The following is a 23864-nucleotide window of genomic DNA, read 5'->3' on the forward strand; positions in this document are numbered from 1 at the left end:
CGCAAAGGCAATCCTCCCTGGATGGCGCGCCAGTTTCAAAGCTTAGACGACTTGCGCAGGGTGCAATTTTGCCCCCGCTCCGCTAGCATTAGCGATCTTCCGCTCGATCAGGCTACGATGGTTTTTCGATGAGTTATCAGGTTCTTGCACGTAAATGGCGTCCGCGCTCGTTCCGCGAAATGGTCGGCCAGACCCATGTGCTCAAGGCCTTGATCAATGCCTTGGACAACCAGCGCCTGCACCATGCCTACCTGTTCACCGGTACCCGGGGTGTGGGCAAGACTACCATCGCCCGTATCATCGCCAAGTGCCTGAACTGCGAAACCGGCATCACCTCCACGCCCTGCGGCACCTGCTCGGTGTGCCGGGAGATCGACGAAGGCCGTTTCGTCGACCTGATCGAGATCGACGCCGCCAGCCGCACCAAGGTCGAGGACACCCGCGAACTGCTCGATAACGTGCAGTACGCCCCGAGCCGTGGGCGCTTCAAGGTCTACTTGATCGACGAAGTGCACATGCTCTCGACCCACTCGTTCAACGCCTTGCTCAAGACGCTGGAAGAGCCGCCGCCCTACGTCAAGTTCATCCTCGCCACCACCGACCCGCAGAAACTGCCAGCCACCATCCTGTCGCGCTGCCTGCAGTTCTCGCTGAAGAACATGAGCCCGGAGCGGGTGGTCGAGCACCTCAGCCATGTCCTGGCTGCCGAAAACGTGCCGTTCGAGCCGGATGCCCTGTGGCTGCTGGGTCGCGCGGCCGATGGTTCGATGCGCGACGCCATGAGCCTGACCGACCAGGCCATCGCCTTTGGCGAAGGCAAGGTGCTGGCCGCCGATGTGCGGGCCATGCTCGGCAGCCTTGATCATGGCCAGGTCTACGGGGTGCTGCAGGCGCTGCTCGAAGGCGATGCCCGGGCCTTGCTCGAGGCCGTGCGCAACCTGGCCGAGCAGGGGCCGGACTGGGCTGGCGTGCTGGCAGAGATGCTCAATGTGCTGCACCGCGTGGCCATTGCCCAGGCGCTGCCGGAAGCGGTGGACAACGGCCAGGGCGACCGTGAGCGGGTGCTGGCGCTGGCCTCGGCATTGCCAGCGGAGGACGTGCAGTTCTATTACCAGATGGGCCTGATCGGCCGCCGTGACCTGCCCTTGGCGCCGGATCCGCGCGGTGGTTTCGAAATGGTCCTGCTGCGCATGCTGGCGTTCCGCCCGGCCGACACCGACGACGCGCCGAAGCCGGTACTAAAGCCAGTGGGGATCAGCCAGGCCACAGCTGATCTTGCAACACCGGTGGCAGCGCCGGCGGTTGCCGTGGCGCCGCCGGCCGCTGCTGTCGTGGAGCCTGTTGCACCGGTTGCCGCGCAACAAGCGCAGGCGCCCGCACCGGTCGAGCCAGCGCCACAGCCGGCTGCCGAGCCTGTGGTGGCGGCTGAACCTGCACTGGTCAGCGAACCTGAGCCAGCACCAGAACCCGTGACAGAGGTGGTTGATCTGCCATGGGAAGAGCCCGCGCCAGCGCCTGCACCGGTAGTGGCCGAGCCTGCGCCGGCTCCTGCTCCGCCCCCTGCACCCACGCCGGCTCCTGCCGCCCCGGCACACGACGACGAGCCACCTTTCGACCCGTCCGCTTATGCCGCAGTAGGCATGGACCGCGACGATGAACCGCCCCTGGACGAAGACTATTACGGCGGCGAAAGCGACCCGGTCGGCTTCAGCTACCTGGATGAACTGGCCGAACACGTCCAGGAAGAAGCACCCAAGCCGGCAGCCGAACCGCTGCCCGCAGCCAAGCCGGCCACCGGCCTGGCCCTGCAATGGCTGGAATTATTCCCACAGTTGCCTGTATCCGGGATGACATGCAACATCGCGGCAAACTGTACGTTGATTGCCGCCGATGGCGACGACTGGCTGCTGCACCTGGACCCTGGCCAGGGTGCGCTGTTCAACGCCACCCAGCAGCGGCGCCTTAACGAAGCGCTCAACCAGCACCTGGGGCGCACGCTGAACCTGCGCATCGAGCTGATCCTGCCCGAGCAGGAAACCCCGGCCCAGGCAGCGGCGCGCAAACGCGCCGAGCGCCAGCAGGACGCAGTCACCTCGATCGAACAGGATCCGTTGATCCAGCAGATGATCAAGTTGTTCGGCGCCAAGGTGCGGCAGGATACTATTGAGCCTGTAGAAGCCCTGGTTAATCAGGGCCAGTAACGGATAACCATGCGGCCGGCCCGGTGCCGGGCCGCATCACATGACCCAATCGAGGTATACCCCCATGATGAAAGGTGGCATGGCCGGCCTGATGAAGCAGGCCCAGCAGATGCAGGAAAAGATGCAGAAGATGCAGGAAGAGCTGGCCAACGCCGAAGTCACCGGCCAGTCCGGTGGTGGCCTGGTGAGCGTGGTGATGACCGGTCGTCACGACGTCAAGCGTGTCAGCATCGACCAGAGCCTGATGTCGACTGATGAAGACGACAAGGAAGTGCTGGAAGACCTGATCGCCGCCGCGCTGAACGACGCCGTGCGCAAGGTCGAGCAGAACAGCCAGGACAAGATGGGCAGCATGACCGCCGGCATGCAGCTGCCGCCGGGCTTCAAGATGCCGTTCTAAGGGCATTTGCGTTACCGAAAACCGCCGCTGATGACAGCGGCGGTTTTTTTTACAGAGATTTCAACCCAGGCGCGGTCTGTTTTTTGTGGGAGCGGCCTTGTGTCGCGAAAGGGCTGCGCAGCAGCCCCGGCAATTCACGCTGCGAAGCTGAAATCCCGGGGCCGCTTCGCGCCCCTTTCGCGACACAAGGCCGCTCCCACAAAAAAGCGGACCGCGTAGGTCGCATGGCTGATTTGACGCCACTGCCCCCGCTGGGTATAAACCGCCTCTTATTGATTTGTCAGGCCTTTCCCATGAGCTTCAGCCCTCTCATCCGCCAACTGATCGATGCCCTGCGAATTCTTCCGGGTGTCGGCCAGAAAACCGCCCAGCGCATGGCCCTGCAACTGCTCGAACGTGACCGCAGCGGCGGCCTGCGCCTGGCCCAGGCCTTGACCCAGGCCATGGAGGGGGTAGGGCATTGCCGTCAGTGCCGCACCCTGACCGAACAGGAGCTGTGCCCGCAATGCGCCGACACGCGCCGTGACGATACCCAGTTGTGTGTGGTCGAAGGGCCGACCGATGTGTATGCAGTGGAGCAGACCGGCTACCGTGGCCGCTACTTCGTGCTCAAGGGCCACTTGTCGCCGCTGGACGGGTTGGGGCCTGAGGCGATCGGGATTCCGCAACTGATGGCGCGGATCGAGGAGCAGGGCACCTTCACCGAGGTGATCCTGGCGACCAACCCGACGGTGGAAGGGGAAGCGACGGCGCATTACATTGCCCAGTTGCTGAGCGAGAAGGGCCTGGTGGCGTCGCGGATTGCCCATGGCGTGCCGCTGGGCGGCGAGCTGGAGCTGGTGGATGGTGGGACCTTGGCCCATGCGTTTGCGGGGCGTCGGCCGATTTCGCTCTGATTCAGAATTGTTGGGGCCGCTTTGCGGCCCATCGCCGGCAGGCCAGCTCCCACAGGGTTGCCGCAGGGCTGATGGCAGCGCCGTACTTGTGGGAGCTGGCTTGCCGGCGATAGGGCGCAAAGCGCCCTCGAATACTCAGTATTCGCTGAGCGAAAACTCGGTCAGGCAGAACGTCGGTACCCCGGCCGCCTGCAGCCGGCGCGACCCGTCCAGCTCCGGCAGATCGATGATCGCCGCCGCCTCGAACACCTGCGCACCGGTCCGGCGCACCAGGTTGGCCGCTGCCAGCAGCGTACCGCCAGTAGCAATCAAGTCATCGAAGATCAACACCGAATCCCCTTCGCACAGGCTGTCGGCATGCACTTCCAGGAAGGCTTCGCCGTACTCGGTCTGGTAACCCTCGCTCAGCACGTCAGCCGGCAGCTTGCCCTGCTTGCGGAACAGGATCAGTGGCTTGTTCAGCTGGTGGGCGATGATCGAGCCGATCAGGAAGCCCCGCGCGTCCATGGCGCCGATGTGGCTGAACTCGGCTTCGACATAGCGTTCGATGAACTGGTCGGCCACATAGCGCAGCCCGCGCGGCGACTGGAACAGCGGGGTGATATCGCGGAAGATCACGCCCGGTTTGGGGAAGTCCACTACCGGGCGGATCAGGGCTTTGAGGTCGAAGGCGTCGCTGTGCATTGTTGCGGGTATCCTGGGAAAACGAATGCCCAAGTATACCCGCTAAACGCCGGCCTCAGGCCTCCATTGCGCCACCGGCCAGCGCGCACAGCTGGATCGGGTCGAGAATGTGCACTTCCTTGCCTTCGGCACGGATCAGGCCATTCTGCTGGAAGCGGGTGAACACCCGCGACACGGTTTCTACCGCCAGGCCCAGGTAGTTGCCGATTTCGTTGCGCGACATGCTCAGGCGGAACTGGTTGGCCGAATAGCCGCGGGCGCGGAAGCGCGCCGACAGGTTGACCAGGAAGGTGGCAATACGCTCGTCAGCGGTCTTTTTCGACAGCAGCAGCATCATCTGCTGGTCGTCGCGAATTTCCCGGCTCATTACCCGCATCAGCTGGCGGCGTAGCTGCGGCAGCTGCACCGACAGCTCGTCGAGGCGCTCGAACGGGATTTCGCACACCGAGGTGGTTTCCTGGGCCTGTGCCGACACCGGGTAGGCTTCGGTGTCCATGCCCGACAGGCCGACCAGCTCGCTGGGCAGGTGGAAGCCGGTGATCTGCTCTTCGCCGCTGTCGCTGAGGCTGAAGGTTTTCAGCGCGCCGGAACGTACCGCGTAGACCGAGCCGAAATTGTCGCCCTGGCGGAACAGGAACTCGCCTTTTTTCAACGGCCGCCCACGCTTGACGATTTCATCCAGTGCATCCATGTCTTCCAGGTTGAGCGACAGAGGCAGGCACAGGGGGGCCAGGCTGCAGTCCTTGCAATGGGCCTGGTTGTGTGGGCGCAGTTTGACTGGCTCGGACATTTTCATTCGATCCTTGTGGGAAAGCACACATAAGACGTAAGGGTAACTCACGGCGTAGGTTGTAGGCCAGCGTGCGCTGTTGTGGTGCGAGCTGGCCGGGCCCCGGCGGGTGTGCGCCGGGGCCTTCGCTGTGCCCATGGTGTGCCTGGCAAGGAGCTTTGTCCATGCGGTTGAACGACTCGGTTCAGATCACCCGCGAGAAGCGCTGGCGGTTGTGCATCGCCAGGTAGGCGTCGAACACCATGCACACCGAGCGCGCCAGCAGGCGGCCGGCCGGCAGGATGCGGATGCCTTTGTCGTCCAGGCGGATCAGGCCGTCGCGCTGCAAGGTCAGCAGTTCTGGCCAGAGGTCGTTGAAGTAGCCGCGAAAATCGATGGTGAAGGCTTGTTCGATCGGCTCGAAATCCAGCTCGAAATGGCAGATCAGTTGCTGGATCACTGCCCGGCGGATGCGGTCGTCGTGGTTGCACAGCAGACCGCGCTGGGTGGCCAGTTGGGCGTTGGACAGGCTGTCCTGGTAGGTGTTGAGGTCGCTGCTGTTCTGGCAGTACAGGTCGCCGATCTGGCTGATGGCCGACACGCCCAGGCCGATCAGGTCGCAGTGCCCATGGGTGGTGTAACCCTGGAAGTTGCGCTGCAGGGTGCCTTCTTCCTGGGCGACGGCCAGCTCGTCGTCGGGCAGGGCGAAGTGGTCCATGCCGATGTAGCGGTAGCCGGCGGCGGTCAGCTGGTCGATGGTGGCGTGCAGCATCTCCAGCTTGGCGGCCGCGCTGGGCAGGTCATTGCTGTCGATGCGCCGTTGCGGCATGAAGCGCTCGGGCAGGTGGGCGTAGTTGAACACCGACAGGCGGTCGGGTTGCAGGCGGATCACTTCTTCGACGGTGCGGGCAAAGCCTTCCGGGGTTTGCTTGGGCAGGCCGTAGATCAGGTCGAGGTTGATCGAGCGGAACTGCAGGGTGCGCGCGGCTTCGATCAGGGTGCGGGTCTGCTCCAGGCTCTGCAGGCGGTTTACCGCGCGCTGCACGGCCGGGTCGAGGTCCTGCACGCCCAGGCTGACGCGGTTGAAGCCCAGTTCGCGGAGCAGGCCCATGGTCGACCAGTCGGCTTCGCGCGGGTCGATCTCGATGCCGTAGTCGCCGGAGTCGTCGTCCAGCAGGTGGAAGTGCTGGCGCAGGGTGGCCATCAGCTGGCGCAGTTCCACATGGCTGAGGAAAGTTGGCGTGCCGCCGCCGAAATGCAGTTGCTCGACACGCTGTTTAGGGTCGAGGTGGCAGGCGATCAGCTGGATTTCCTGCTCCAGGCGCTGCAGGTAGGGCGCGGCGCGGCCGCGGTCCTTGGTGATGACCTTGTTGCAGGCGCAGTAGTAGCAGATGTTGGCGCAGAACGGCACATGCACGTACAGCGACAGCGGGCGCGCGGCCCGACGGCTTTCGCGCAGGGCGTGGAGCAGGTCGAACGAGCCCACTTCGCTGTGCAGTTGCACGGCGGTCGGGTAAGAGGTGTAGCGTGGTCCGGCCAGGTCGTAACGGCGGATCAGGTCGGTATCCCAACGAAGGTCGTCGAGCATGAGGGCGGTCCCCGGAAAGAGCAGCAGTGCCCCGGAGTCTATGGCCGTCTGTAGGAATCTGTGTTGATTTGTATCAAGGGCATTGGGGCTGCTCTGCAGCCCTTCGCGGGCATGCCCGCTCCCACAGGGGTACACATGATCCTGTGGGAGCGGGCATGCCCGCGAAGGGTCGCAAAGCGGCCCCCATCAATGCCCCATCAACCAATGCTGGTGCGGTCCAGGCATGGTCCAGATACCAAACAGCATCACCAGTACCCCGCCAGCCACCCGCACACTGCGTCTTTTCAACAAAATGTTTACCCGCTCTGCGGCTAATCCGGTAGCCAGCAATACCGGCCAGGTCCCCACGCCGAAAGCCAGCATCAGCGCCGCGCTGTACCCGGCATTGCCTTGGCTGGCCGCCCACAGCAAGGTGCTGTACACCAACCCGCACGGCAACCACCCCCACAAGGCCCCCAGCAACAACGCCCGAGGCACGCTGGACACCGGCAGCAAGCGCGACGCCACCGGCTGGATATGCCGCCACAGCCCCCGGCCCAGCGCCTCGATGCGGGTCAGCCCGCTCCACCAGCCGGCCAGGTACAACCCCATGGCGATCAACAGCAGCGCCGCCACCACCCGCAGTGCCAGCGCCGCCGGGCTGCTGGCCACAGCCCAGCCGGCCAGGCCCAGCAGCAGGCCGGCACAGGCATAACTGAGAATGCGCCCAAGGTTGTACGCCAGCAGCAGGCGCAAGCGCCGGCCACGTTGTTCGGGTGGTATGGCAAGGGTCAGTGCGCCCATCAGGCCGCCGCACATGCCCAGGCAGTGGCCGCCGCCGAGCAGGCCGAGGACCAACGCCGAGCCCAGCAGGGGCAGCAGGTCAGGCACGGGGTGGGGGTTCCTTGTCGGTGTCGGCCTGGTTGTCGTCAGGCTTCACCGCCGCCTGGTGGCGCGGGTCCTGGTCGTCGAACAGGATGCTGTGGGCAGGGCTTTCCAGGTCGTCGTACTGGCCGCTGTCCACCGCCCAGAAGAAGATGTACACGGCCACGCCGACCAGCAGCAGGGCTGCGGGGATCATGACATAGAGTGCGGGCATGACGACTTCCTCCCGGGCAAGGGCGCTTCGTTCGCTGGCAGGCCCGATGCCAGGGGCAGGCGGGTCAGGCGCAGGGCGTTGAGTACCACGATCAGTGAACTGCCCGACATGCCGATGGCTGCCCAAACCGGGGTGATCCAGCCAAGCGCGGCGAACGGTAACATCAGGCCATTATACAAGGTCGCCCACAGCAGGTTCTCGAGGATGTTGCGGCGGGTGCGTCGGGCCAGCTCGAAGGCCTGTACCAGCGCCTGCAGGCGGTTGGACAGCAGCACGGCGTCGGCGCTGGTCTTGGCCAGGTCGGTGGCGCTGCCCATGGCGATGCTGATGTCGGCGGCGGCCAGTACCGGCACGTCGTTGACCCCGTCACCCAGCATCAGCACCTTGCGCCCGGCCGCCTGCAGCGCCTTCAGCCGGTCCAGTTTGTCGTCCGGGCGCAGGCCGCCGATGGCCTGGTCGATGCCAAGCTGCGCGGCCACTTCGGCAACCATCGGCGAGCTGTCGCCCGACAGCAGCAGCGTGCGCCAGCCACGGGCCTTGCAGGCCGCCAGCAGAGCAGGGGCATCGTCGCGCAGGCGGTCGTCCAGGCCGAACCAGGCCAGCGGGCCCTGGCGGTCGCCCAGCAGCAGCCACTGGCCGCGCGGTTCTGGTACACCGGGGATTTCCGCGCCGCTCAGGGCGCAGACGAAGGTGGCCTGGCCAATGCGCAGGCGCTGGCCTTCGACCAGCCCTTCCAGGCCCAGGCCCGGCACGGTCTGCACGTCGTCAGCAGGCGTGGCGGTGCGGCCGAAGGCACGGGCGATGGGGTGTTCGGAGCGGTTCTCCAGCGCTGCGGCCAGGGCCAGGCAGCGGTCGGCGGGCAGGCTGCCGAGCGGGCGAATGCTGCGCAAGGTCAGGCGGCCCTCGGTCAGCGTGCCGGTCTTGTCGAAAATCACCGTGTCGATCTGGTTCAGGCCTTCCAGCACATGGCCGCGGGTGACCAGCAGGCCGAGCTTGTGCAAGGTGCCGGTGGCCGCAGTAAGCGCCGTTGGCGTGGCCAGGGACAGCGCGCAAGGGCAGGTCGCTACCAGCATGGCCAGCACGATCCAGAACGCCCGCGCCGGGTCCAGGTGCCACCACCACAGGCCGATGGCCACGGCGGCCAGCAGCGAGAACAGCAGGAACCACTGCGAGGCCCGGTCGGCGACTTCGGCCAGGCGTGGTTTTTCGGTCTGGGCGCGTTCCAGCAGGCGGACGATTGCCGACAACCGCGAGTCGTGGCCGAGGGCTTCGACTTCCACGTTCAGGGTGCTTTCGACGTTCAGGGTACCGCCGGTGACCCGCTCGCCGGCCCGCCGTGGTTGCGGCAGGTATTCACCGGTCAGCAACGATTCATCGACGCTGGAGCGGCCTTCGACGATGCGCCCGTCGGCGGGGATTACTGAGCCTGGCAGCACCTGCACCGTGTCACCGCGCTGCAGTTCGCTGAGCAGGATGCGCTCGCTGCGGCCGACGGCGTCCAGGCGCAGGCACGAGGCCGGCAGCAGGTTGACCAGCTGCGCAGTGGCCGCGGCGGTACGTTCGCGGGCGCGGCGCTCCAGGTAGCGGCCGGTGAGCAGGAACAGCGCGAACATGCCCACGGTGTCGAAATACAGCTCGCCGCTGCCGGTGATGGCGGTCCAGATGCCGGCGCCGAAGGCCAGGCCAATGGCCAGCGACACCGAAACGTCCATGGTCAGGTGGCGGGTACGCAGGTCGCGTGCCGCGCCCTTGAAGAACGGTGCGCAGCTGTAGAACACGATGGGGATGGTGAGGAACAGCGCCACCCAGCGCAGGATGGTGTGCAGTTCGGGCGACAGGTCGATGTTGAATTCCGGCCAGGTGGCCATGGTTGCCATCATCGCCTGGAACCACAGCAGCCCGGCCACGCCCAGGCGGCGCAGGGCGCTGCGGTTCTCGCGGGCCAGTTGCTCGGCGGCCTGGTCGGGCTGATAGGGGTGGGCGGCGTAGCCGATCTGGCGCAGCTCGGCGAGCAGGCGCGAGAGCGGCAGTTGCTGGTCATGCCAGTTCAGCAGCAGGCGGTGGTTGGACAGGTTCAGGCGCGCCTCGGTGACGCCGGGCAGGTTGCGCAGGTGCTTTTCGATCAGCCAGCCGCAGGCGGCGCAGCTGATGCCTTCGACCAGCAGGGTGGTTTCGGCCAGGTCGCCAGCATGGCGAACGAAGGTTTGCTGGACGTCGCTGCGGTCGTAGAGGGCCAGTTCGTCCTGTAGCTGCTTGGGCAGGGCCTCGGGGTTGGCGCTGTTGTCGCTGCGGTGCTGGTAGTAGTGCTCCAGGCCACCGGCGACGATCGACTCGGCCACCGCCTGGCAGCCGGGGCAGCAGAACTGCCGGGGCTGGCCGAGGACCACGGCGGTGAAGCGGCTGCCGGCGGGGACGGGCAGGGCGCAGTGGTAGCAGGGGGTGGGCTGGGTCATAAGGAAGGCACGACTGGTCAGGCAGATATGAAACCCTGTGGGAGCGGGCATGCCCGCGAAAGCGGCAGGCCTGAAAACACCGTTGCCTGGGCTATCGCATTCGCGGGCATGCCCGCTCCCACAGGGATTAGCGTGTTGCTACTGCTGGTGCTCGGCACCTTGCAAGGCTTCATCACCCAGCTGCAAGGTCACACCATGCTCCACTTTTTCTTCCTCGAACAAGCGCCAAACCTGGCCACCTTCGCTACCCAGCAGCTCAACGAAGCGCCGCCCGTCAACCTTGTCCTCCAGCTGCCCCACATAGCGCCCAGCCTCGACCCGGCTCAGCAGCACTTTGCGGTCTTTCTCCGGCTGGGTTGGCGAAATCAGGTTCAGCTCCAGGCTCTGCGGGTCGCTGTTGCCGGCCAGGCGCACATCCACTTCGCCGGTCAGCTCGTCCAGGTGCACGCCGGCCTTCAGGCCCAGCGTCTGAGCCAGCAGTTCTCGGTCCAGCGAGCGGTTGATGCCCTTGCCAGCCTCGTAGTAGTTGTCGTTCACCAGGTTGTCCGGGTTGTGCACGGCGATGCTGACCATGGTCAGGCTCAGGCACACCGAGGTGGCGAGGATGCCGATGATGATCCAGGGCCAGAGGTGCTTGTACCAGGGGCTGGCGGCGGTGGCAGGCATTGTGGGTTATCTCTCTCAGCGGATCTGTGGGCCGATGAAGCGGCTCTTGGCTTCAACCTGGGCGTCGCTGTCATCGGCGCTCTTGAGGATGAAGGTGATTTCGTTGGTGGTCGATGGCAGTTTCTCGGGTGCGATCGACAGCTGCACCGGCAGGCTGACGATATCACCAGCGTCCACGCGGATCTCGCGCTGGCCTTCAAGCTTCAGGTCCGGCAGGCCGGTGGCGTCCAGCACGTAGACGTGGTCACGCTGGTCCTTGTTCATCACTTTCAGGCTGTACACGTTCTCGATCCGGCCCTGGGCGTTCTCGCGGTACAGCACGCGGTCCTTGCTCACGTCGAAACCGACCAGCGAACGGGTGGCGAAGGCGGTGGCCAGGCCGACCATCATCACCAGCAGGACCACGGCATAGCCGATCAGGCGCGGGCGCAGCATGTGGGTCTTCTGCCCGGACAGGTTGTGTTCGGTGGTGTAGCTGATCAGCCCCCTGGGGTAGTTCATCTTGTCCATGATGTTGTCGCAGGCGTCGATGCACGCGGCGCAGCCGATGCACTCGATCTGCAAGCCGTCACGGATGTCGATGCCGGTGGGGCAGACCTGCACGCACATGGTGCAGTCGATGCAGTCGCCCAGGCCCGCGGCCTTGTAGTCCAGGTCTTTTTTGCGCGGGCCGCGGGTTTCGCCACGGCGCGGGTCGTAGGAAACGATCAGCGTGTCCTTGTCGAACATCACGCTCTGGAAGCGCGCGTAGGGGCACATGTACACGCACACCTGCTCGCGCAGCCAGCCGGCGTTGCCGTAGGTGGCGAGGGTGAAGAAGCCGACCCAGAAGTAGGCCCAGCCGTCGGCCTGGCCGGTAAAGAATTCGGTGGCCAGTTCACGGATCGGCGAGAAATAGCCGACGAAGGTCATGCCGGTGACGAAACCGATCAGCAGCCACAGGCTGTGCTTGGCGAACTTGCGCAGGAACTTGTTGCCGCTCATGGGGGCTCTGTCGAGCTTCATGCGCTGGTTGCGGTCGCCCTCGGTGACCTTTTCGCACCACATGAAAATCCAGGTCCACACGCTTTGCGGGCAGGTGTAGCCGCACCACACCCGGCCGGCGAACACGGTGATGAAGAACAGGCCGAAGGCGGCCACGATGAGGATGCCCGAAAGCAAGATGAAGTCTTGCGGCCAGATGGTGGCGCCGAAGATGTAGAACTTGCGCTCGGGCAGGTTCCACCACACGGCCTGGTGGCCACCCCAGTTCAGCCACACGGTGCCGAAGTACAGCAGGAACAGCACAGCCCCGCCGACCATGCGCAGGCGTCGGAACAGGCCGGTGAAGGCACGGGTGTAGATCTTTTCCCGGGAGGCGTAGAGGTCGACGGAATCCTTCCCTTTGTTGGCAGGCGGGGTGACGTCATGTACCGGAATTTGCTTGCTCATCATCAAGTCCCACGGCAGTGGAGAAACGCCGCAGCCAGTGCGTGCCGGCCGCAGTCTCGCGCAATCTGCTAGCGCTCTGCGGCCCATGATACGCCGCTGATGGCAGTATGGGGCTGCACTGCGACCTTTAGTCGCGTTGGGTTCGTGGTATGAATCGTGTTATGGCAGGTGTCAATTGATCCAGGTCATCAGCCTGCAAGAAATGCTGTGCCTTTACCGGCCCCTTCGCGGGCTTGCCCGCTCCCACAGGGACAACACCAACCTCAAGACTGGTGGCGAACCTGTGGGAGCGGGCAAGCCCGCGAAGAGGCCAGGCCTGCCTTACTCGGCCTTGGCCGGTTCGGCCTGCTGCGACAGGCTGTACACATAAGCCGCCAGCAAGTGCACCTTGTCATTCCCTTGCAACTGCTCCTGGGCCGGCATCTGCCCCTGGCGACCGTAGCGGATGGTCTGTTGCAACTGGGCAAAGCTCGAACCGTAGATGAACGCCTGCGGATGGGTCAGGTTCGGCGCGCCCATGGCTGGCGTACCCTTGCCCTCCGGCCCGTGGCAGGCCACGCAGTTGGCGGCGAAGATCTTCTGCCCGTTCTCGGCATCGGCCTTCACGCCCTCTGGCAGGGTGCGGCCATCGAGCTTGCTGACCACGAACGCGGCCACATCGGCCACGCCCTGGTCACCGATCACCTCGGCCCAGGCCGGCATCACGCCGTGGCGACCGCCCATGATGGTGGTCTTGATGGTGTCTGGCTCGCCGCCCCAGCGCCAGTCGTTGTCGGTGAGGTTAGGGAAGCCGAAGGCACCCTTGGCGTCGGAGCCGTGGCACACCGAGCAGTTGGAAGCGAACAGCCGCGCGCCCATCTTCAGAGCCTGCGGGTCCTTGGCCACCTCGGTGATGGGCATGGCGGCGAACTTGGCGAAGATCGGCCCGAAGCGGGCGTCAGCCTTGGCCATTTCCTTTTCCCACTCGTGCACGCCGGTCCAGCCCGGCTGACCGTTGGAAAACTCGGTCTGCTTGTCGTTATCCAGATACGAGTAGCCCGGCAGGACGCCTTTCCAGTTGCCCAGGCCCGGGTACAGCACCAGGTAGCCGAGGGCGAAGACGATTGTGCCGACGAACAGCCAGAACCACCATTTCGGCAGCGGGTTGTCGTACTCCTCGATGCCATCGAAGGCATGCCCGACGGTTTCGTCGGTGACCTCTTCGCGCTGGCCCTTGCGGGTCGACAGCAGCAGCCAGGTCAACGAGAAGATGGTGCCCAGGGTCAGGACGGTAACGTACAGACTCCAGAAGGTTGTCATTGTTTTTTGCTCCCAGAAGCTTTTGCTTGCTCGACGTGCCGGCTGGCTTCGGGGTCATCCGCGAAGGGCAGTTGGGTCGCTTCGTCGAAGTCCTTCTTGCGCCGTGGGTTGAACACCCACAGCGCCAGGCCCACGAAGGCCACCATCACCACGACGGTGCCCAGGCCGCGAATCATCCCGATATCCATCAGCGTCACCGTTTGCTCTTGATGATGGTGCCAAGACCCTGCAGGTACGCGACGATGGCGTCCATTTCGGTCTTGCCCTTGACCGCGTCGCGGGCCCCGGCGATGTCGGCGTCGGTGTACGGCACGCCGAGGGTGCGCAGCACTTCCATCTTCTTCGCGGTGTCCTTGCCGTCGAGCTTGTGCTCGACCAGCCACGGGTACGACGGCATCTTCGATTCCGGTACCACGTTGCGCGGGTTGTACAGGTGCGCACGGTGCCAGTCATCGGAGTAGCGGCCACCGACCCGCGCCAGGTCCGGCCCGGTACGCTTGGAGCCCCACAGGAACGGGTGGTCCCACACGCTCTCGCCGGCCACCGAGTAATGGCCGTAGCGTTCGGTTTCGGCACGGAACGGGCGGATCATCTGCGAGTGGCAGCCCACGCAGCCTTCGCGGATGTAGATATCGCGGCCTTCAAGTTCCAGCGCGGTGCGCGGCTTCATGCCTTCCACGGGTTTGTTGGTGACGTCCTGGAAAAACAGCGGGACGATCTGGGTCAGGCCACCGACGCTCACGGCGATGACCATGAAGAAGGCCAGCAGGCCTATGTTCTTCTCGACGGCTTCATGCTTCATCAGTGCGCTCCCACGACGACGATCTTGGCGGCTTCCTCAGCCTGTGCCGGGTTGGCGGCACGTACGGTACGGAACACGTTGTAGGCCATCAGCAGCATGCCGGTGGCGAAGAACGCACCGCCCAGGGCGCGGACGATATAGCCAGGGTGGCTGGCCTGCAGGGCTTCGACGAAGGAGTAGGTGAGGGTGCCGTCATCGTTGATGGCGCGCCACATCAGGCCCTGGGTGATGCCGTTTACCCACATCGAGGCGATGTACAGCACGGTACCGATGGTAGCCAGCCAGAAGTGCGCGTTGATCAGGCCGACGCTGTGCATCTGCTCGCGGCCATACAGGCGCGGGATCATGTGGTACACGGCGCCGATCGAGATCATCGCCACCCAGCCGAGGGCGCCGGCGTGGACGTGGCCGATGGTCCAGTCGGTGTAGTGCGACAGCGAGTTCACGGTCTTGATGGCCATCATCGGGCCTTCGAAGGTGGACATGCCGTAGAACGCCAGCGACACCACCAGGAAGCGCAGGATCGGGTCGGTGCGCAGTTTGTGCCAGGCACCGGACAGGGTCATCATGCCGTTGATCATGCCGCCCCAGCTTGGCGCCAGCAGGATGATCGACATGACCATGCCCAGCGACTGTGCCCAGTCAGGCAGGGCGGTGTAGTGCAGGTGGTGCGGGCCGGCCCAGATGTACAGGGTGATCAGTGCCCAGAAGTGCACGATCGACAGGCGATACGAGTAGATCGGGCGTTCGGCCTGCTTGGGTACGAAGTAGTACATCATCCCCAGGAAGCCGGTGGTGAGGAAGAAACCCACGGCGTTGTGGCCGTACCACCACTGGATCATCGCGTCGGTGGCACCGGAGTAGGCCGAGTACGATTTGAACAGGCTTACCGGCAGCGAGATGTGGTTGACGATGTGCAGCATCGCGGTAACCACGATGAAGGCGCCGTAGAACCAGTTGCCGACATAGATGTGCTTGGTCTTGCGCTTGACGATGGTGCCGAAGAACACCAGCCCGTAGGTGACCCACACAATGGCCAGCAGGATCGCCAGCGGCCACTCGAGCTCGGCGTATTCCTTGGTGGTGGTGTAGCCCATCGGCAGGGTGATCAGCGCCCCGACGATCACCGCCTGCCAACCCCAGAAGGTGAAGGCGGCCATGCTGTCGGAGATCAGCCGGGTCTGGCAGGTGCGCTGCACCACGTAGTAGCTGGTGCCGAACAGCGCACAGCCCCCGAAGGCGAAGATCACCAGGTTGGTGTGCAGCGGGCGCAGGCGGCCGAAGCTGGTCCAGGGCAGGTCCAGGTTCAGTTGCGGCCATACCAGCTGCGAGGCGATGAAGACGCCGAGGCCCATGCCAAGGATCCCCCAGACCACCGTCATGATGGCGAACTGGCGGACGACCTTATAGTTATAAGCAGTCGGACTGATTGCTGTGCTCATTGCTAAGGTTCCACGGTTTTGATGTTCTTGTTGGTCGAAAAATCGGCGCCAGTATTGATAACCACCAGGGTTACCGCAACGCAACTTTGGTACGCCGACCCGTGCCCGAGCCCGTTCACTGATGTCCCGCAGCGATCGGGCCTGGACGATTGTACACAAATAAATATTTGTAATGTGTACCGTTTTTCGCCTTTTTCTGATCGATCGGTCAAGCTTTTTATCGGGACGGCGACAGGCTACGCGCCGCGTCTGCTTCGCTCCTTTCGGAGCGAGGCCCACTGAGGCAACAAGCTTAGTTGTGTTCGGAGGGGGTGCAAGGAGGGGTAGAGCGGGGAGGGGGCTGCTTTGCAGCCCTTCGCGGGCTTGCCCGCTCCCACAGGTTCACCACAATGCTTGAAATCTGTGGTTAACCTGTGGGAGCGGGCGAGCCCGCGAATGGGTGTTACTTGGCAGTCAGGTCTGGCGAAGCTTGATCCTGCGACAGGCTATACACGTATGCCGCCAGCAGGTGCACCTTGTCGTTGCCCTGGATCTCCGCCTGCGCCGGCATCTGACCCTGGCGACCATAGCGAATGGTCTGCTGCAGCTGGGCAAAGCTCGAACCGTAGATGAACGCCTGCGGGTGGGTCAGGTCTGGCGCGCCCATGGCCGGGGTGCCTTTGCCTTCAGGCCCGTGGCAGGCCACGCAGTTGCCGGCGAAGATTTCCTTGCCCTTGGCGGCGTCGGCCTTGACCCCTTCCGGCAGGCTGCGGCCATCGAGGTTGGTGAGCACGAACGCGGCCACATCCGCCACGCCCTGCTCGCCGATCACTTCGGCCCAGGCCGGCATCACGCCGTGGCGACCGTTCATGATCGACGCCTTGATGGTTTCCGGCTCGCCGCCCCAGCGCCAGTCCTTGTCGGTGAGGTTGGGGAAGCCATAGGCACCCTTGGCGTCCGAGCCATGGCACACCGAGCAGTTCGAGGCGAACAGGCGGCTGCCCATTTTCAGTGCCTGCGGGTCCTTGGCCACTTCTTCCACGGGCATGGCAGCATACTTGGCGAAGATCGGACCGAATTTTGCATCGGCCTTGTCCATTTCCTTCTGCCATTCGTTGGCGCCGGTCCAGCCATTTTCATAGCCCGGCAGGATACCCTTCCAGTTGCCCAGGCCCGGGTAGAGGATCAGGTAACCCACCGAGAACACCAGGGTGCCGACGAACAGCCAGAACCACCACTTGGGCAGCGGGTTGTCGTATTCCTCGATGCCGTCGAAGCTGTGGCCCATGGTCTGGTCGGTGGTGTTGTTGCTCTGGCCCTTGCGGGTGGCGAGCAGCAGCCAGGTCAGGCCAATCAGGCTACCGATGGTCAGTACGCAGATGTACGTACTCCAGAAGGTGGTCATTGCCCGTTACTCCTTTTTGCAGCAGGTGCCTGTCCGGCAGAGGGCAGGCGGTCGTCGACGAAGGGCAGCAGGCGCGCTTCGGCGAAATCACGGTCGCGGCGGCGGTTGAATACCCACAGGGTGAGGCCGATGAAGGCGATCATCACCACCAGGGTGCCCAGGCCGCGGATCATGCCGATGTCCATTCCCATCGCATTCACCTCTTGTTCTTGATCGCGGTGCCGAGCACCTGCAGGTAGGCGACCAGGGCGTCCATCTCGGTCTTGCCCTTGACCGCGTCGCGGGCCCCGGCGATGTCATCGTCGGTGTACGGCACGCCCAGGGTGCGCAGGGTGCGCATCTTGGTGTCGGTATGGCTGTTGTCGACCTGCTGGGCGACCAGCCATGGGTACGACGGCATCTTCGACTCCGGTACCACGTTGCGCGGGTTGTACAGGTGCGCACGGTGCCAGTCGTCCGAGTAGCGGCCACCAACCCGGGCCAGGTCCGGCCCGGTGCGCTTGGAACCCCACAGGAACGGGTGGTCCCACACGCTTTCACCAGCCACCGAGTAGTGGCCATAGCGCTCGGTTTCGGCGCGGAACGGGCGGATCATCTGCGAGTGGCAGCCCACGCAGCCTTCGCGGATGTAGATATCGCGGCCTTCCAGCTGCAGCGCGGTGTAGGGCTTCATGCCTTCCACCGGCTTGTTGGTGACGTCCTGGAAGAACAACGGGACGATCTGGGTCAGGCCGCCGATGCTGACGGCAAACACCATCAGCAGGGCCAGTAGGCCGACGTTTTTCTCGATGACTTCATGTTTCATCAGGCAGGTCTCCTCAAGCCAGCTGGGCGTTCGCAGGGGCGACATCGAGCGCCGGCGAACGCACGGTGCGCCAGGTGTTCCAGGCCATCAGGAACATGCCGCTGAGGAAGATCGCACCGCCGACGAAGCGCACGATGAAGCCTGGGTGGCTGGCCACCAGGGTTTCCACGAACGAGTAGGTGAGCGTGCCGTCGCTGTTGACCGCGCGCCACATCAGGCCCTGGGCGATGCCGTTGACCCACATCGAGGCGATGTACAGCACGGTGCCGATGGTGGCCAGCCAGAAGTGCGCGTTGATCAGGCCGATGCTGTACATGCGCTCTTTGCCGAACACTTTCGGGATGGTGTGGTACAGCGCGCCGATCGAGATCATCGCCACCCAGCCGAGGGCGCCGGCGTGCACGTGGCCGATGGTCCAGTCGGTGTAGTGGGACAGGGCGTTGACTGTCTTGATGGCCATCATCGGGCCTTCGAAGGTGGACATGCCGTAGAACGCCAGCGACACCACCAGGAAGCGCAGGATCGGGTCGCTGCGCAGTTTGTGCCAGGCGCCGGACAGGGTCATCATGCCGTTGATCATGCCGCCCCAGCTTGGTGCCAGCAGGATCAGCGACATCACCATGCCCAGCGACTGTGCCCAGTCGGGCAGGGCGGTGTAGTGCAGGTGGTGCGGGCCGGCCCAGATGTACAGGGTGATCAGCGCCCAGAAGTGCACGATCGACAGGCGATAGGAATACACCGGGCGTTCGGCCTGCTTGGGCACGTAGTAGTACATCATCCCCAGGAAGCCCGCGGTCAGGAAGAAGCCCACGGCGTTGTGGCCGTACCACCACTGCACCATGGCATCGGTGGCGCCGGCATACACCGAGTAGGACTTGGTCAGGCTGACTGGCAGTTCCAGGTTGTTGACGACGTGCAGCATCGCCACGGTGAGGATGAAGCCGCCGAAGAACCAGTTACCGACGTAGATGTGCTTGGTGTTGCGCTTCATCAGCGTGCCGAAGAACACGATGGCGTAGCTCACCCAGACGATGGTGATCAGGATGTCGATCGGCCATTCCAGTTCGGCGTATTCCTTGGAGCTGGTGTAGCCCAGCGGCAGGCTGATGGCCGCCAGCAGGATCACCAGTTGCCAGCCCCAGAAGGTGAACGCGGCCAGGCCCGGTGCGAACAGGGTGGTCTGGCAGGTGCGTTGCACCGAATAATAGGAGGTGGCGAACAGCGCACAGCCGCCGAAGGCGAAGATCACCGCATTGGTATGCAGGGGGCGCAGGCGGCCGAAGCTGGTCCAGGGGAGGTCGAAGTTGAGGGAAGGCCAGGCGAGCTGGGCGGCGATGAAGACGCCGAGCCCCATCCCGACGATTCCCCACACCACCGTCATGATGGCGAATTGGCGGACCACCTTGTAGTTATAGGCGGTACTGCTGGTTGTGTTCATGTATGGGTTCCCATCCACGGTTATTTGGCAGGCTTTACAGCGAGGCAAGCATGATTAATGGGCAAAGTGCCGGTATTGACGGGGATCAATGGGCGAAGGTCGGAAATGTCCCAGGCTTGCGCTGCGATCCCCCGCACGTTCGGGGCAAGGACGGCTACAAGGGCTGCCTGATCCTGGCCCATGGCGCAGGTGCGCCGATGGACAGCGGGTTCATGGACGAAATGGCGCAAAGGCTTGTGGCGCTTGGGGTAGCGGTAGTGCGCTTCGAGTTCCCGTACATGGCCGAGCGCAGGGTTGCCGGCGGCAAGCGGCCGCCGAACCCGCAGAAGGTGTTGCTGGAATGCTGGCGCGAGGTGTACCGGCAGGTGCGACCTTTGGTCGCGGGCAAGCTGGCGGTGGGTGGCAAGTCCATGGGCGGGCGCATGGCCAGCCTGCTGGCCGATGAACTGGAAGCGGATGCACTGGTGTGCCTGGGCTATCCGTTCTATGCGGTGGGCAAGCCGGAGAAGCCACGGGTCGAGCACCTGGCCGAATTGAAGACGCCGACGTTGATCGTGCAGGGCGAGCGGGATGCGCTGGGTAACCGCGAGGCGGTGGCAGGGTATGCGTTATCGCCGGCGATCGAGGTGAGCTGGCTGGTGGCGGGAGACCATGACCTGAAGCCGCTGAAGGCCTCGGGGTTCAGCCATGAGCAGCACTTGCAGGCGGCGGCTGAGAAGGTTGCAGCTTTCCTGAAAGATTAGTGCTGGATTCTTCGCGGGCTTGCCCGCTCCCACAGGTACTGCACAGGCCCGCAAGCTTGTAGTGAACCTGTAGGAGCGGGCATGCCCGCGAAGTGGCCGGTACAGGCTACCGCTTAGTCACGGTACTCGCACAGGTAGGCAGTATCCACCGCCACCTTCAGCTGGAACTTGCTGTCGGCGGCCACATTGAACTTGTCACCGGCGTTGAAGGTTTCCCAGTTGTCGCTACCCGGCAGCTTCACGGTCAGGGCGCCGGAAACCACGTGCATGATTTCGCGCTTGGCAGTGCCGAACTCGTACTCGCCCGGGGCCATGACGCCGACGGTGGCCGGGCCTTCAGTGCCTTCGAAGGCGATCGACTTGACAGTACCATCGAAGTATTCGTTGACCTTGAACATGGGGCGACTCCTGAAAGGGGGGATGAAAAAGGGCTGGCCAGTATGCCCAAGCCCACGGGCCCCGTCATCTGCTTTCAGGTAGCGTCCACCGGCAGGCTCAACGGCAGCAGCCGCGCGGTATTGCGCGCATCTTCCAGGGCCCGGTGCTGCTGCCCGCAAAAGTGCATGCCGGCCAGCTGCAGTGCACCGTTCAGCCCCGCGGGGCGCTGCAGGTGGCGGGCCTTGGCGAAGCGTTGCTTGAGGTTGATGTGCGGCAGGGTCCGCAGCAGGCTGTCCAGCCCATGCTGCTGCCACTCCTGGTGCAACTGCTGGCGGTCGTAGTCGCCCCAGCTGACCCAGGCCTGAAGCTGCCCGCGGTGGTGCCCGAGCCAGCGCTCGAAGCTTGCCCATACCTCGCGGAACGGTGCGGCACTGTCCACGCTGGCCTGGCTGATGTGGGTCAGCTCACGGCAGAACGGGGTCAGCTGCGGCCGCCGCCGGGGCTTCACGAAGCGCTGGAAGTGGTCGACCTCGCGGCCTTCGCGGGTAACCAGGCTTGCGCCGATTTCAATGACTTCCATCTCTGTGACCGGCCACCCACCATCGTCGGTGGTGGCTTCCAGGTCGATCACCAACCAATGGCCCATACCAGGCTCCCTTGCAGATCCTGCTAGAGCGTAGCCAAACTCAGGGCATCCGGCACCCCCTGGCAATTTGCCTGCGGCTTTGGCACAAAGGGCCACTAACCGGCAGTTGTGTCCGGCCCGGAAAACGCCTAGCTTAGGTGGACCCAGGCATGAACCGTGATGAGCATCCGTCTTGACTCCAGCGCCCGGCCTAAAGGCCCTGTCTTCCCTGATGCTGCTGGCCGTGTTCTGGCTGGCGGCGCCGGTATGGGCTGCCGATGCCGTCGAAGTGAGGATTGGCGCGGCGCATTTCCCACCGTACACGGTACGCCCCGAGCAGGGTGCCGACAGCGGCCTGCTGCCGCAGCTGGTCGACGCGCTAAACCGCACGCAGCAGCGCTACCACTTCGTCGTGGTGCCCACCTCCATCCAGCGGCGTTTTGGTGACCTCCAGCAAGGCCGCACCGACATGGCCATTTTCGAGAACCCGGCGTGGGGCTGGCAGCAGATTGCCCACCAGAGCGTGGACCTGGGCCTGGAAGATGCCGAGGTGTTCGTCGCCCGCAAGGCCAACGGCCGTGACCCGCATTACTTCGACGACCTGCACGGCAAGCGCCTGGCGCTGATCAACGGCTACCACTATGCGTTCGCCGGCTTCAACTCCGACCCGGACTACCTGCGCACCGCCTACAAAGCGACCCTGACCTATTCCCACGACAGCAACCTGCTGATGGTGCAGGCCGACCGCGCCGACATCGCCCTGGTCACGCGTTCCTATCTCAGCGATTTCCTGGAGCGCAACCCGGCCAGCCGGGACCAGTTGGTGTCCTCGCAGCGCATCGACCAGGTCTACCACCACTACGCCTTGCTGCGCCCGGGGGCGCCGATCGGCGAGCAGTCGTTCGCGGCGCTGCTGCGGGCCCTGCGCGACAGTGGCGAGCTGGCGCGCATCTTCGAGCCCTACCGCATCACGGTTTCGGCCCCACACGACTAAATTCCCGTGGTGCGGCAACGTTCTCAGCAGTGAGCCTTTTCTTCATTGCCGTGAGTCAAGCCCATGCCGTTCGATGCCGCTTCGCAGCCCCAGTCAGCGCCACGCTGGCGCAGCCTCAGTGCCGAGGAGGGCGACAGCTGGCTGAGCCTGTCCCTCGAAGGCCGCCCGCTGATCCAGTTGCGCCTGGAGGTGGGCGCTACCCTGCATGTTCACCTGGAGCGGCTGTGCCCCGAGCGCCCCTATCAGGCCTTGTGGGCCGCCTGTTATTGGCTGCTGGCCCGCGACACCGCCTGCCAGCGCCTGGCCTGGTACCTGCCCGAGGCGTTGCCCCAGGCATTGACCAGTGGCCTGCTGCTGGCCGGCGAGCAGCCTGGCCAATACCTGTGCGAGCGAGCGTTGTTCTGGCAGCTGCCACAGCCGTGGCTGGGCGAGTCGGTCAGCGTGGCATACCCGCAGCAAATGCAGATCAGCAACGGCAAGCGCCACCCACGCCGCGCGCCCAAGCCTCGTGGCGAGGTGTACCGGCGCTTCGATACGCGCCTGGGCAGTTGGGTGTCACTGCGTACTTTGGAAATCGAACATGACCTGGAGCGCTTCAACCGCTGGCAGAACAACCCACGGGTGGAGGCGTTCTGGCAGGAGGGTGGCACCCTGGCGCAGCACCGTGAATACCTGGGCAAGCTCGAGGCCGACCCGCATGCCCTGACGCTGATCGGCTGCTTCGATGACCAGCCGTTTGCCTACTTCGAGGCGTACTGGGCCAAGGAAGACCGCATTGCGCCGTTCTACCCAGCCGATGACTACGACCGTGGCATCCACATGCTGGTAGGGGAGGAGAGCCATCGCGGGCCGCACAAGGTGGCCAGCTGGCTATCGGCGCTGGTGCACTACCTGTTCCTGGATGACCCGCGCACCCAGCGGGTGGTGGCCGAGCCGCGTGCCGACAACGGCAAGATGATCGGCTACATGCACGACCAGTGCTTCCATTGCGACAAGGAGTTCGACTTTCCGCACAAGCGCGCGGCGTTGATGATTCTGGGGCGGGAGCGGTTTTTCGATCGCTGCAAACTGTCTTGATATCGAGGTGGCTTCTTCGCGGGCGCGCCTGCTCCCTCAGGTCCCCCTCAGTCTTTGAGGTCTGTGCTTTTCCTGTGGGAGCGGGCGTGCCCGCGAAGAAGCAGACTCTGCCTGATCAGGCCTGCCGACTGGCCGTCTTGCGGCAATGTACCAGCGCATCCCGGATCATGAAGTTGACCAGTGTCGGCGACACTCCCAGCTCCTTGGCAATGTCCTTCTGCGGCACGCCATGCAGGCGGTACATCTCGAAGGCATAGCGGGTGCGCTGGGGCAGTTCGTTCAGCGCCTCGGCAATGTCATCCAGCGCGGCAAGGTTGATGTGGGTGGCTTCGGGGGAGGCGTTCTGCACGACTACGTTCAGGCCTTCCTCCTCGCTGCCGGAGTACTTCAACTCCATCGCCTGCTTGCGATAGTGGTCGATGGCCAGGTTGCGCACGATCTGGAACAGGTAGCTCAGCTGCGCCTTGAACGACGATGTGATCTGCGGGGCGGCGCTGAGCCGGAAAAAGGCGTCCTGCACCACATCTTCGGCGCGCGATCGGCAGCCGGTGATGCGGGCAGCGATCTTGACCAGGATGCTGCGGTTGTCGACGAAGGCCTGCAGTAATGGTGAATCGCACTTACTTGTGGATAGTTGTTCCGCCATGGAAATCACCTTGTCACAGAGGGGAAAGGACGCACCCAAATTTGGGAAGCTTCCTACGACGGGCG

25 protein-coding genes are annotated in these 23864 nt (G+C 64.3%); 6 read left to right on the forward strand and 19 right to left on the reverse strand.

The features are described 5' to 3' along the window. The first annotated feature begins 128 nt into the window (after window positions 1–128). From dnaX to recR, 3 genes are all read left to right on the forward strand, one after another. Window positions 129–2201 (forward strand): DNA polymerase III subunit gamma/tau, encoded by a 2073-nt coding sequence (dnaX, locus tag B2790_RS17000; protein ID WP_286919283.1) that lies wholly within the window; start codon window positions 129–131, stop codon window positions 2199–2201. 64 nt (window positions 2202–2265) lie between these two features. Next, a complete protein-coding gene (locus tag B2790_RS17005) occupies window positions 2266–2601 on the forward strand; it encodes a YbaB/EbfC family nucleoid-associated protein (RefSeq protein ID WP_003259671.1) in 336 nt (111 codons plus the stop codon). A gap of 293 nt (window positions 2602–2894) precedes the next feature. Further along, entirely contained in the window at window positions 2895–3497 is a 603-nt protein-coding gene (recR, locus tag B2790_RS17010; RefSeq protein WP_003259670.1) for a recombination mediator RecR, read from the forward strand. A gap of 135 nt (window positions 3498–3632) precedes the next feature. On the opposite strand, the gene B2790_RS17015 is transcribed toward recR, so the two are convergent. The 16 genes from B2790_RS17015 to ccoN (B2790_RS17090) form a co-directional block, all read right to left on the reverse strand. Beyond that, entirely contained in the window at window positions 3633–4181 is a 549-nt protein-coding gene (locus tag B2790_RS17015) for an adenine phosphoribosyltransferase (protein WP_009683910.1), read from the reverse strand. 55 nt (window positions 4182–4236) lie between these two features. Further along, window positions 4237–4971: a Crp/Fnr family transcriptional regulator FnrA gene (fnrA, locus tag B2790_RS17020; protein ID WP_015271145.1), complete on the reverse strand. Its 735-nt coding sequence runs from the start codon at window positions 4969–4971 to the stop codon at window positions 4237–4239. 184 nt (window positions 4972–5155) lie between these two features. After that, window positions 5156–6538, reverse strand: a complete 1383-nt coding sequence (gene hemN, locus B2790_RS17025) for an oxygen-independent coproporphyrinogen III oxidase (protein WP_085691612.1) — start codon at window positions 6536–6538, stop codon at window positions 5156–5158. A 186-nt stretch (window positions 6539–6724) separates the two neighbouring features. Beyond that, window positions 6725–7408, reverse strand: a complete 684-nt coding sequence (locus B2790_RS17030; protein ID WP_025340015.1) for a sulfite exporter TauE/SafE family protein — start codon at window positions 7406–7408, stop codon at window positions 6725–6727. After that, window positions 7401–7616, reverse strand: a complete 216-nt coding sequence (gene ccoS, locus B2790_RS17035) for a cbb3-type cytochrome oxidase assembly protein CcoS (RefSeq protein WP_025340014.1) — start codon at window positions 7614–7616, stop codon at window positions 7401–7403. Before ccoS ends, B2790_RS17030 begins: the two co-directional genes overlap by 8 nt. Beyond that, on the reverse strand, window positions 7595–10069 hold the full coding sequence (locus B2790_RS17040) for a heavy metal translocating P-type ATPase (protein WP_286919284.1): 2475 nt from the start codon (window positions 10067–10069) through the stop codon (window positions 7595–7597). Before B2790_RS17040 ends, ccoS begins: the two co-directional genes overlap by 22 nt. Before the next feature lie 138 nt (window positions 10070–10207). After that, entirely contained in the window at window positions 10208–10735 is a 528-nt protein-coding gene (locus B2790_RS17045) for a FixH family protein (protein WP_085592831.1), read from the reverse strand. Window positions 10736–10750: 15 nt separating this feature from the next. Continuing rightward, window positions 10751–12166 carry a cytochrome c oxidase accessory protein CcoG gene (gene ccoG / locus B2790_RS17050; RefSeq protein WP_286919285.1) on the reverse strand — a complete coding sequence of 472 codons (1416 nt, stop codon included), beginning with the start codon at window positions 12164–12166 and terminating at the stop codon, window positions 10751–10753. A gap of 321 nt (window positions 12167–12487) precedes the next feature. After that, complete coding sequence (gene ccoP / locus B2790_RS17055; protein ID WP_046615057.1) at window positions 12488–13465, reverse strand: cytochrome-c oxidase, cbb3-type subunit III; 978 nt, start codon at window positions 13463–13465, stop codon at window positions 12488–12490. Continuing rightward, window positions 13462–13653 (reverse strand): CcoQ/FixQ family Cbb3-type cytochrome c oxidase assembly chaperone, encoded by a 192-nt coding sequence (locus B2790_RS17060; protein ID WP_003259925.1) that lies wholly within the window; start codon window positions 13651–13653, stop codon window positions 13462–13464. The genes ccoP (B2790_RS17055) and B2790_RS17060 overlap by 4 nt, the downstream gene beginning before the upstream one ends. Window positions 13654–13658: 5 nt before the next feature. Next, window positions 13659–14267: a cytochrome-c oxidase, cbb3-type subunit II gene (gene ccoO / locus B2790_RS17065; RefSeq protein ID WP_013973496.1), complete on the reverse strand. Its 609-nt coding sequence runs from the start codon at window positions 14265–14267 to the stop codon at window positions 13659–13661. After that, window positions 14267–15709: a cytochrome-c oxidase, cbb3-type subunit I gene (gene ccoN / locus B2790_RS17070; protein ID WP_015271137.1), complete on the reverse strand. Its 1443-nt coding sequence runs from the start codon at window positions 15707–15709 to the stop codon at window positions 14267–14269. The genes ccoO (B2790_RS17065) and ccoN (B2790_RS17070) overlap by 1 nt, the downstream gene beginning before the upstream one ends. A gap of 442 nt (window positions 15710–16151) precedes the next feature. After that, complete coding sequence (gene ccoP / locus B2790_RS17075; RefSeq protein ID WP_286919286.1) at window positions 16152–17093, reverse strand: cytochrome-c oxidase, cbb3-type subunit III; 942 nt, start codon at window positions 17091–17093, stop codon at window positions 16152–16154. Beyond that, window positions 17090–17284 carry a cbb3-type cytochrome oxidase subunit 3 gene (locus tag B2790_RS17080; protein WP_025340008.1) on the reverse strand — a complete coding sequence of 65 codons (195 nt, stop codon included), beginning with the start codon at window positions 17282–17284 and terminating at the stop codon, window positions 17090–17092. The genes ccoP (B2790_RS17075) and B2790_RS17080 overlap by 4 nt, the downstream gene beginning before the upstream one ends. Window positions 17285–17289: 5 nt before the next feature. Next, window positions 17290–17898 (reverse strand): cytochrome-c oxidase, cbb3-type subunit II, encoded by a 609-nt coding sequence (gene ccoO / locus B2790_RS17085; RefSeq protein WP_013973492.1) that lies wholly within the window; start codon window positions 17896–17898, stop codon window positions 17290–17292. A gap of 13 nt (window positions 17899–17911) precedes the next feature. After that, window positions 17912–19336: a cytochrome-c oxidase, cbb3-type subunit I gene (gene ccoN / locus B2790_RS17090; RefSeq protein ID WP_013973491.1), complete on the reverse strand. Its 1425-nt coding sequence runs from the start codon at window positions 19334–19336 to the stop codon at window positions 17912–17914. 50 nt (window positions 19337–19386) lie between these two features. Here ccoN (B2790_RS17090) and B2790_RS17095 point away from each other — a divergent pair, with 50 nt between their 5' ends. Next, entirely contained in the window at window positions 19387–20079 is a 693-nt protein-coding gene (locus B2790_RS17095) for an alpha/beta family hydrolase (RefSeq protein ID WP_286919287.1), read from the forward strand. Between the two features lie 113 nt (window positions 20080–20192). Here B2790_RS17095 and B2790_RS17100 read toward each other — a convergent pair whose 3' ends face one another. Then, window positions 20193–20477, reverse strand: coding sequence for a pyrimidine/purine nucleoside phosphorylase (locus tag B2790_RS17100; RefSeq protein WP_012315400.1), 285 nt, complete (start codon window positions 20475–20477; stop codon window positions 20193–20195). Between the two features lie 74 nt (window positions 20478–20551). Then, window positions 20552–21103, reverse strand: a complete 552-nt coding sequence (locus B2790_RS17105) for an exonuclease domain-containing protein (protein WP_075045871.1) — start codon at window positions 21101–21103, stop codon at window positions 20552–20554. 172 nt (window positions 21104–21275) lie between these two features. Here B2790_RS17105 and B2790_RS17110 point away from each other — a divergent pair, with 172 nt between their 5' ends. Both B2790_RS17110 and B2790_RS17115 read left to right on the forward strand, forming a co-directional pair. Continuing rightward, complete coding sequence (locus B2790_RS17110; RefSeq protein WP_137164482.1) at window positions 21276–22076, forward strand: substrate-binding periplasmic protein; 801 nt, start codon at window positions 21276–21278, stop codon at window positions 22074–22076. Window positions 22077–22139: 63 nt separating this feature from the next. Next, window positions 22140–23153: a GNAT family N-acetyltransferase gene (locus tag B2790_RS17115; RefSeq protein ID WP_286919288.1), complete on the forward strand. Its 1014-nt coding sequence runs from the start codon at window positions 22140–22142 to the stop codon at window positions 23151–23153. 115 nt (window positions 23154–23268) lie between these two features. Here B2790_RS17115 and B2790_RS17120 read toward each other — a convergent pair whose 3' ends face one another. Then, on the reverse strand, window positions 23269–23799 hold the full coding sequence (locus B2790_RS17120) for an RNA polymerase factor sigma-70 (RefSeq protein ID WP_015271130.1): 531 nt from the start codon (window positions 23797–23799) through the stop codon (window positions 23269–23271). Between the last annotated feature and the right edge of the window lie 65 nt (window positions 23800–23864).

The organism is Pseudomonas sp. UBA6753 (genome assembly GCF_002453565.1).
GTDB classification, from domain to species: domain Bacteria; phylum Pseudomonadota; class Gammaproteobacteria; order Pseudomonadales; family Pseudomonadaceae; genus Aquipseudomonas; species Aquipseudomonas putida_Z.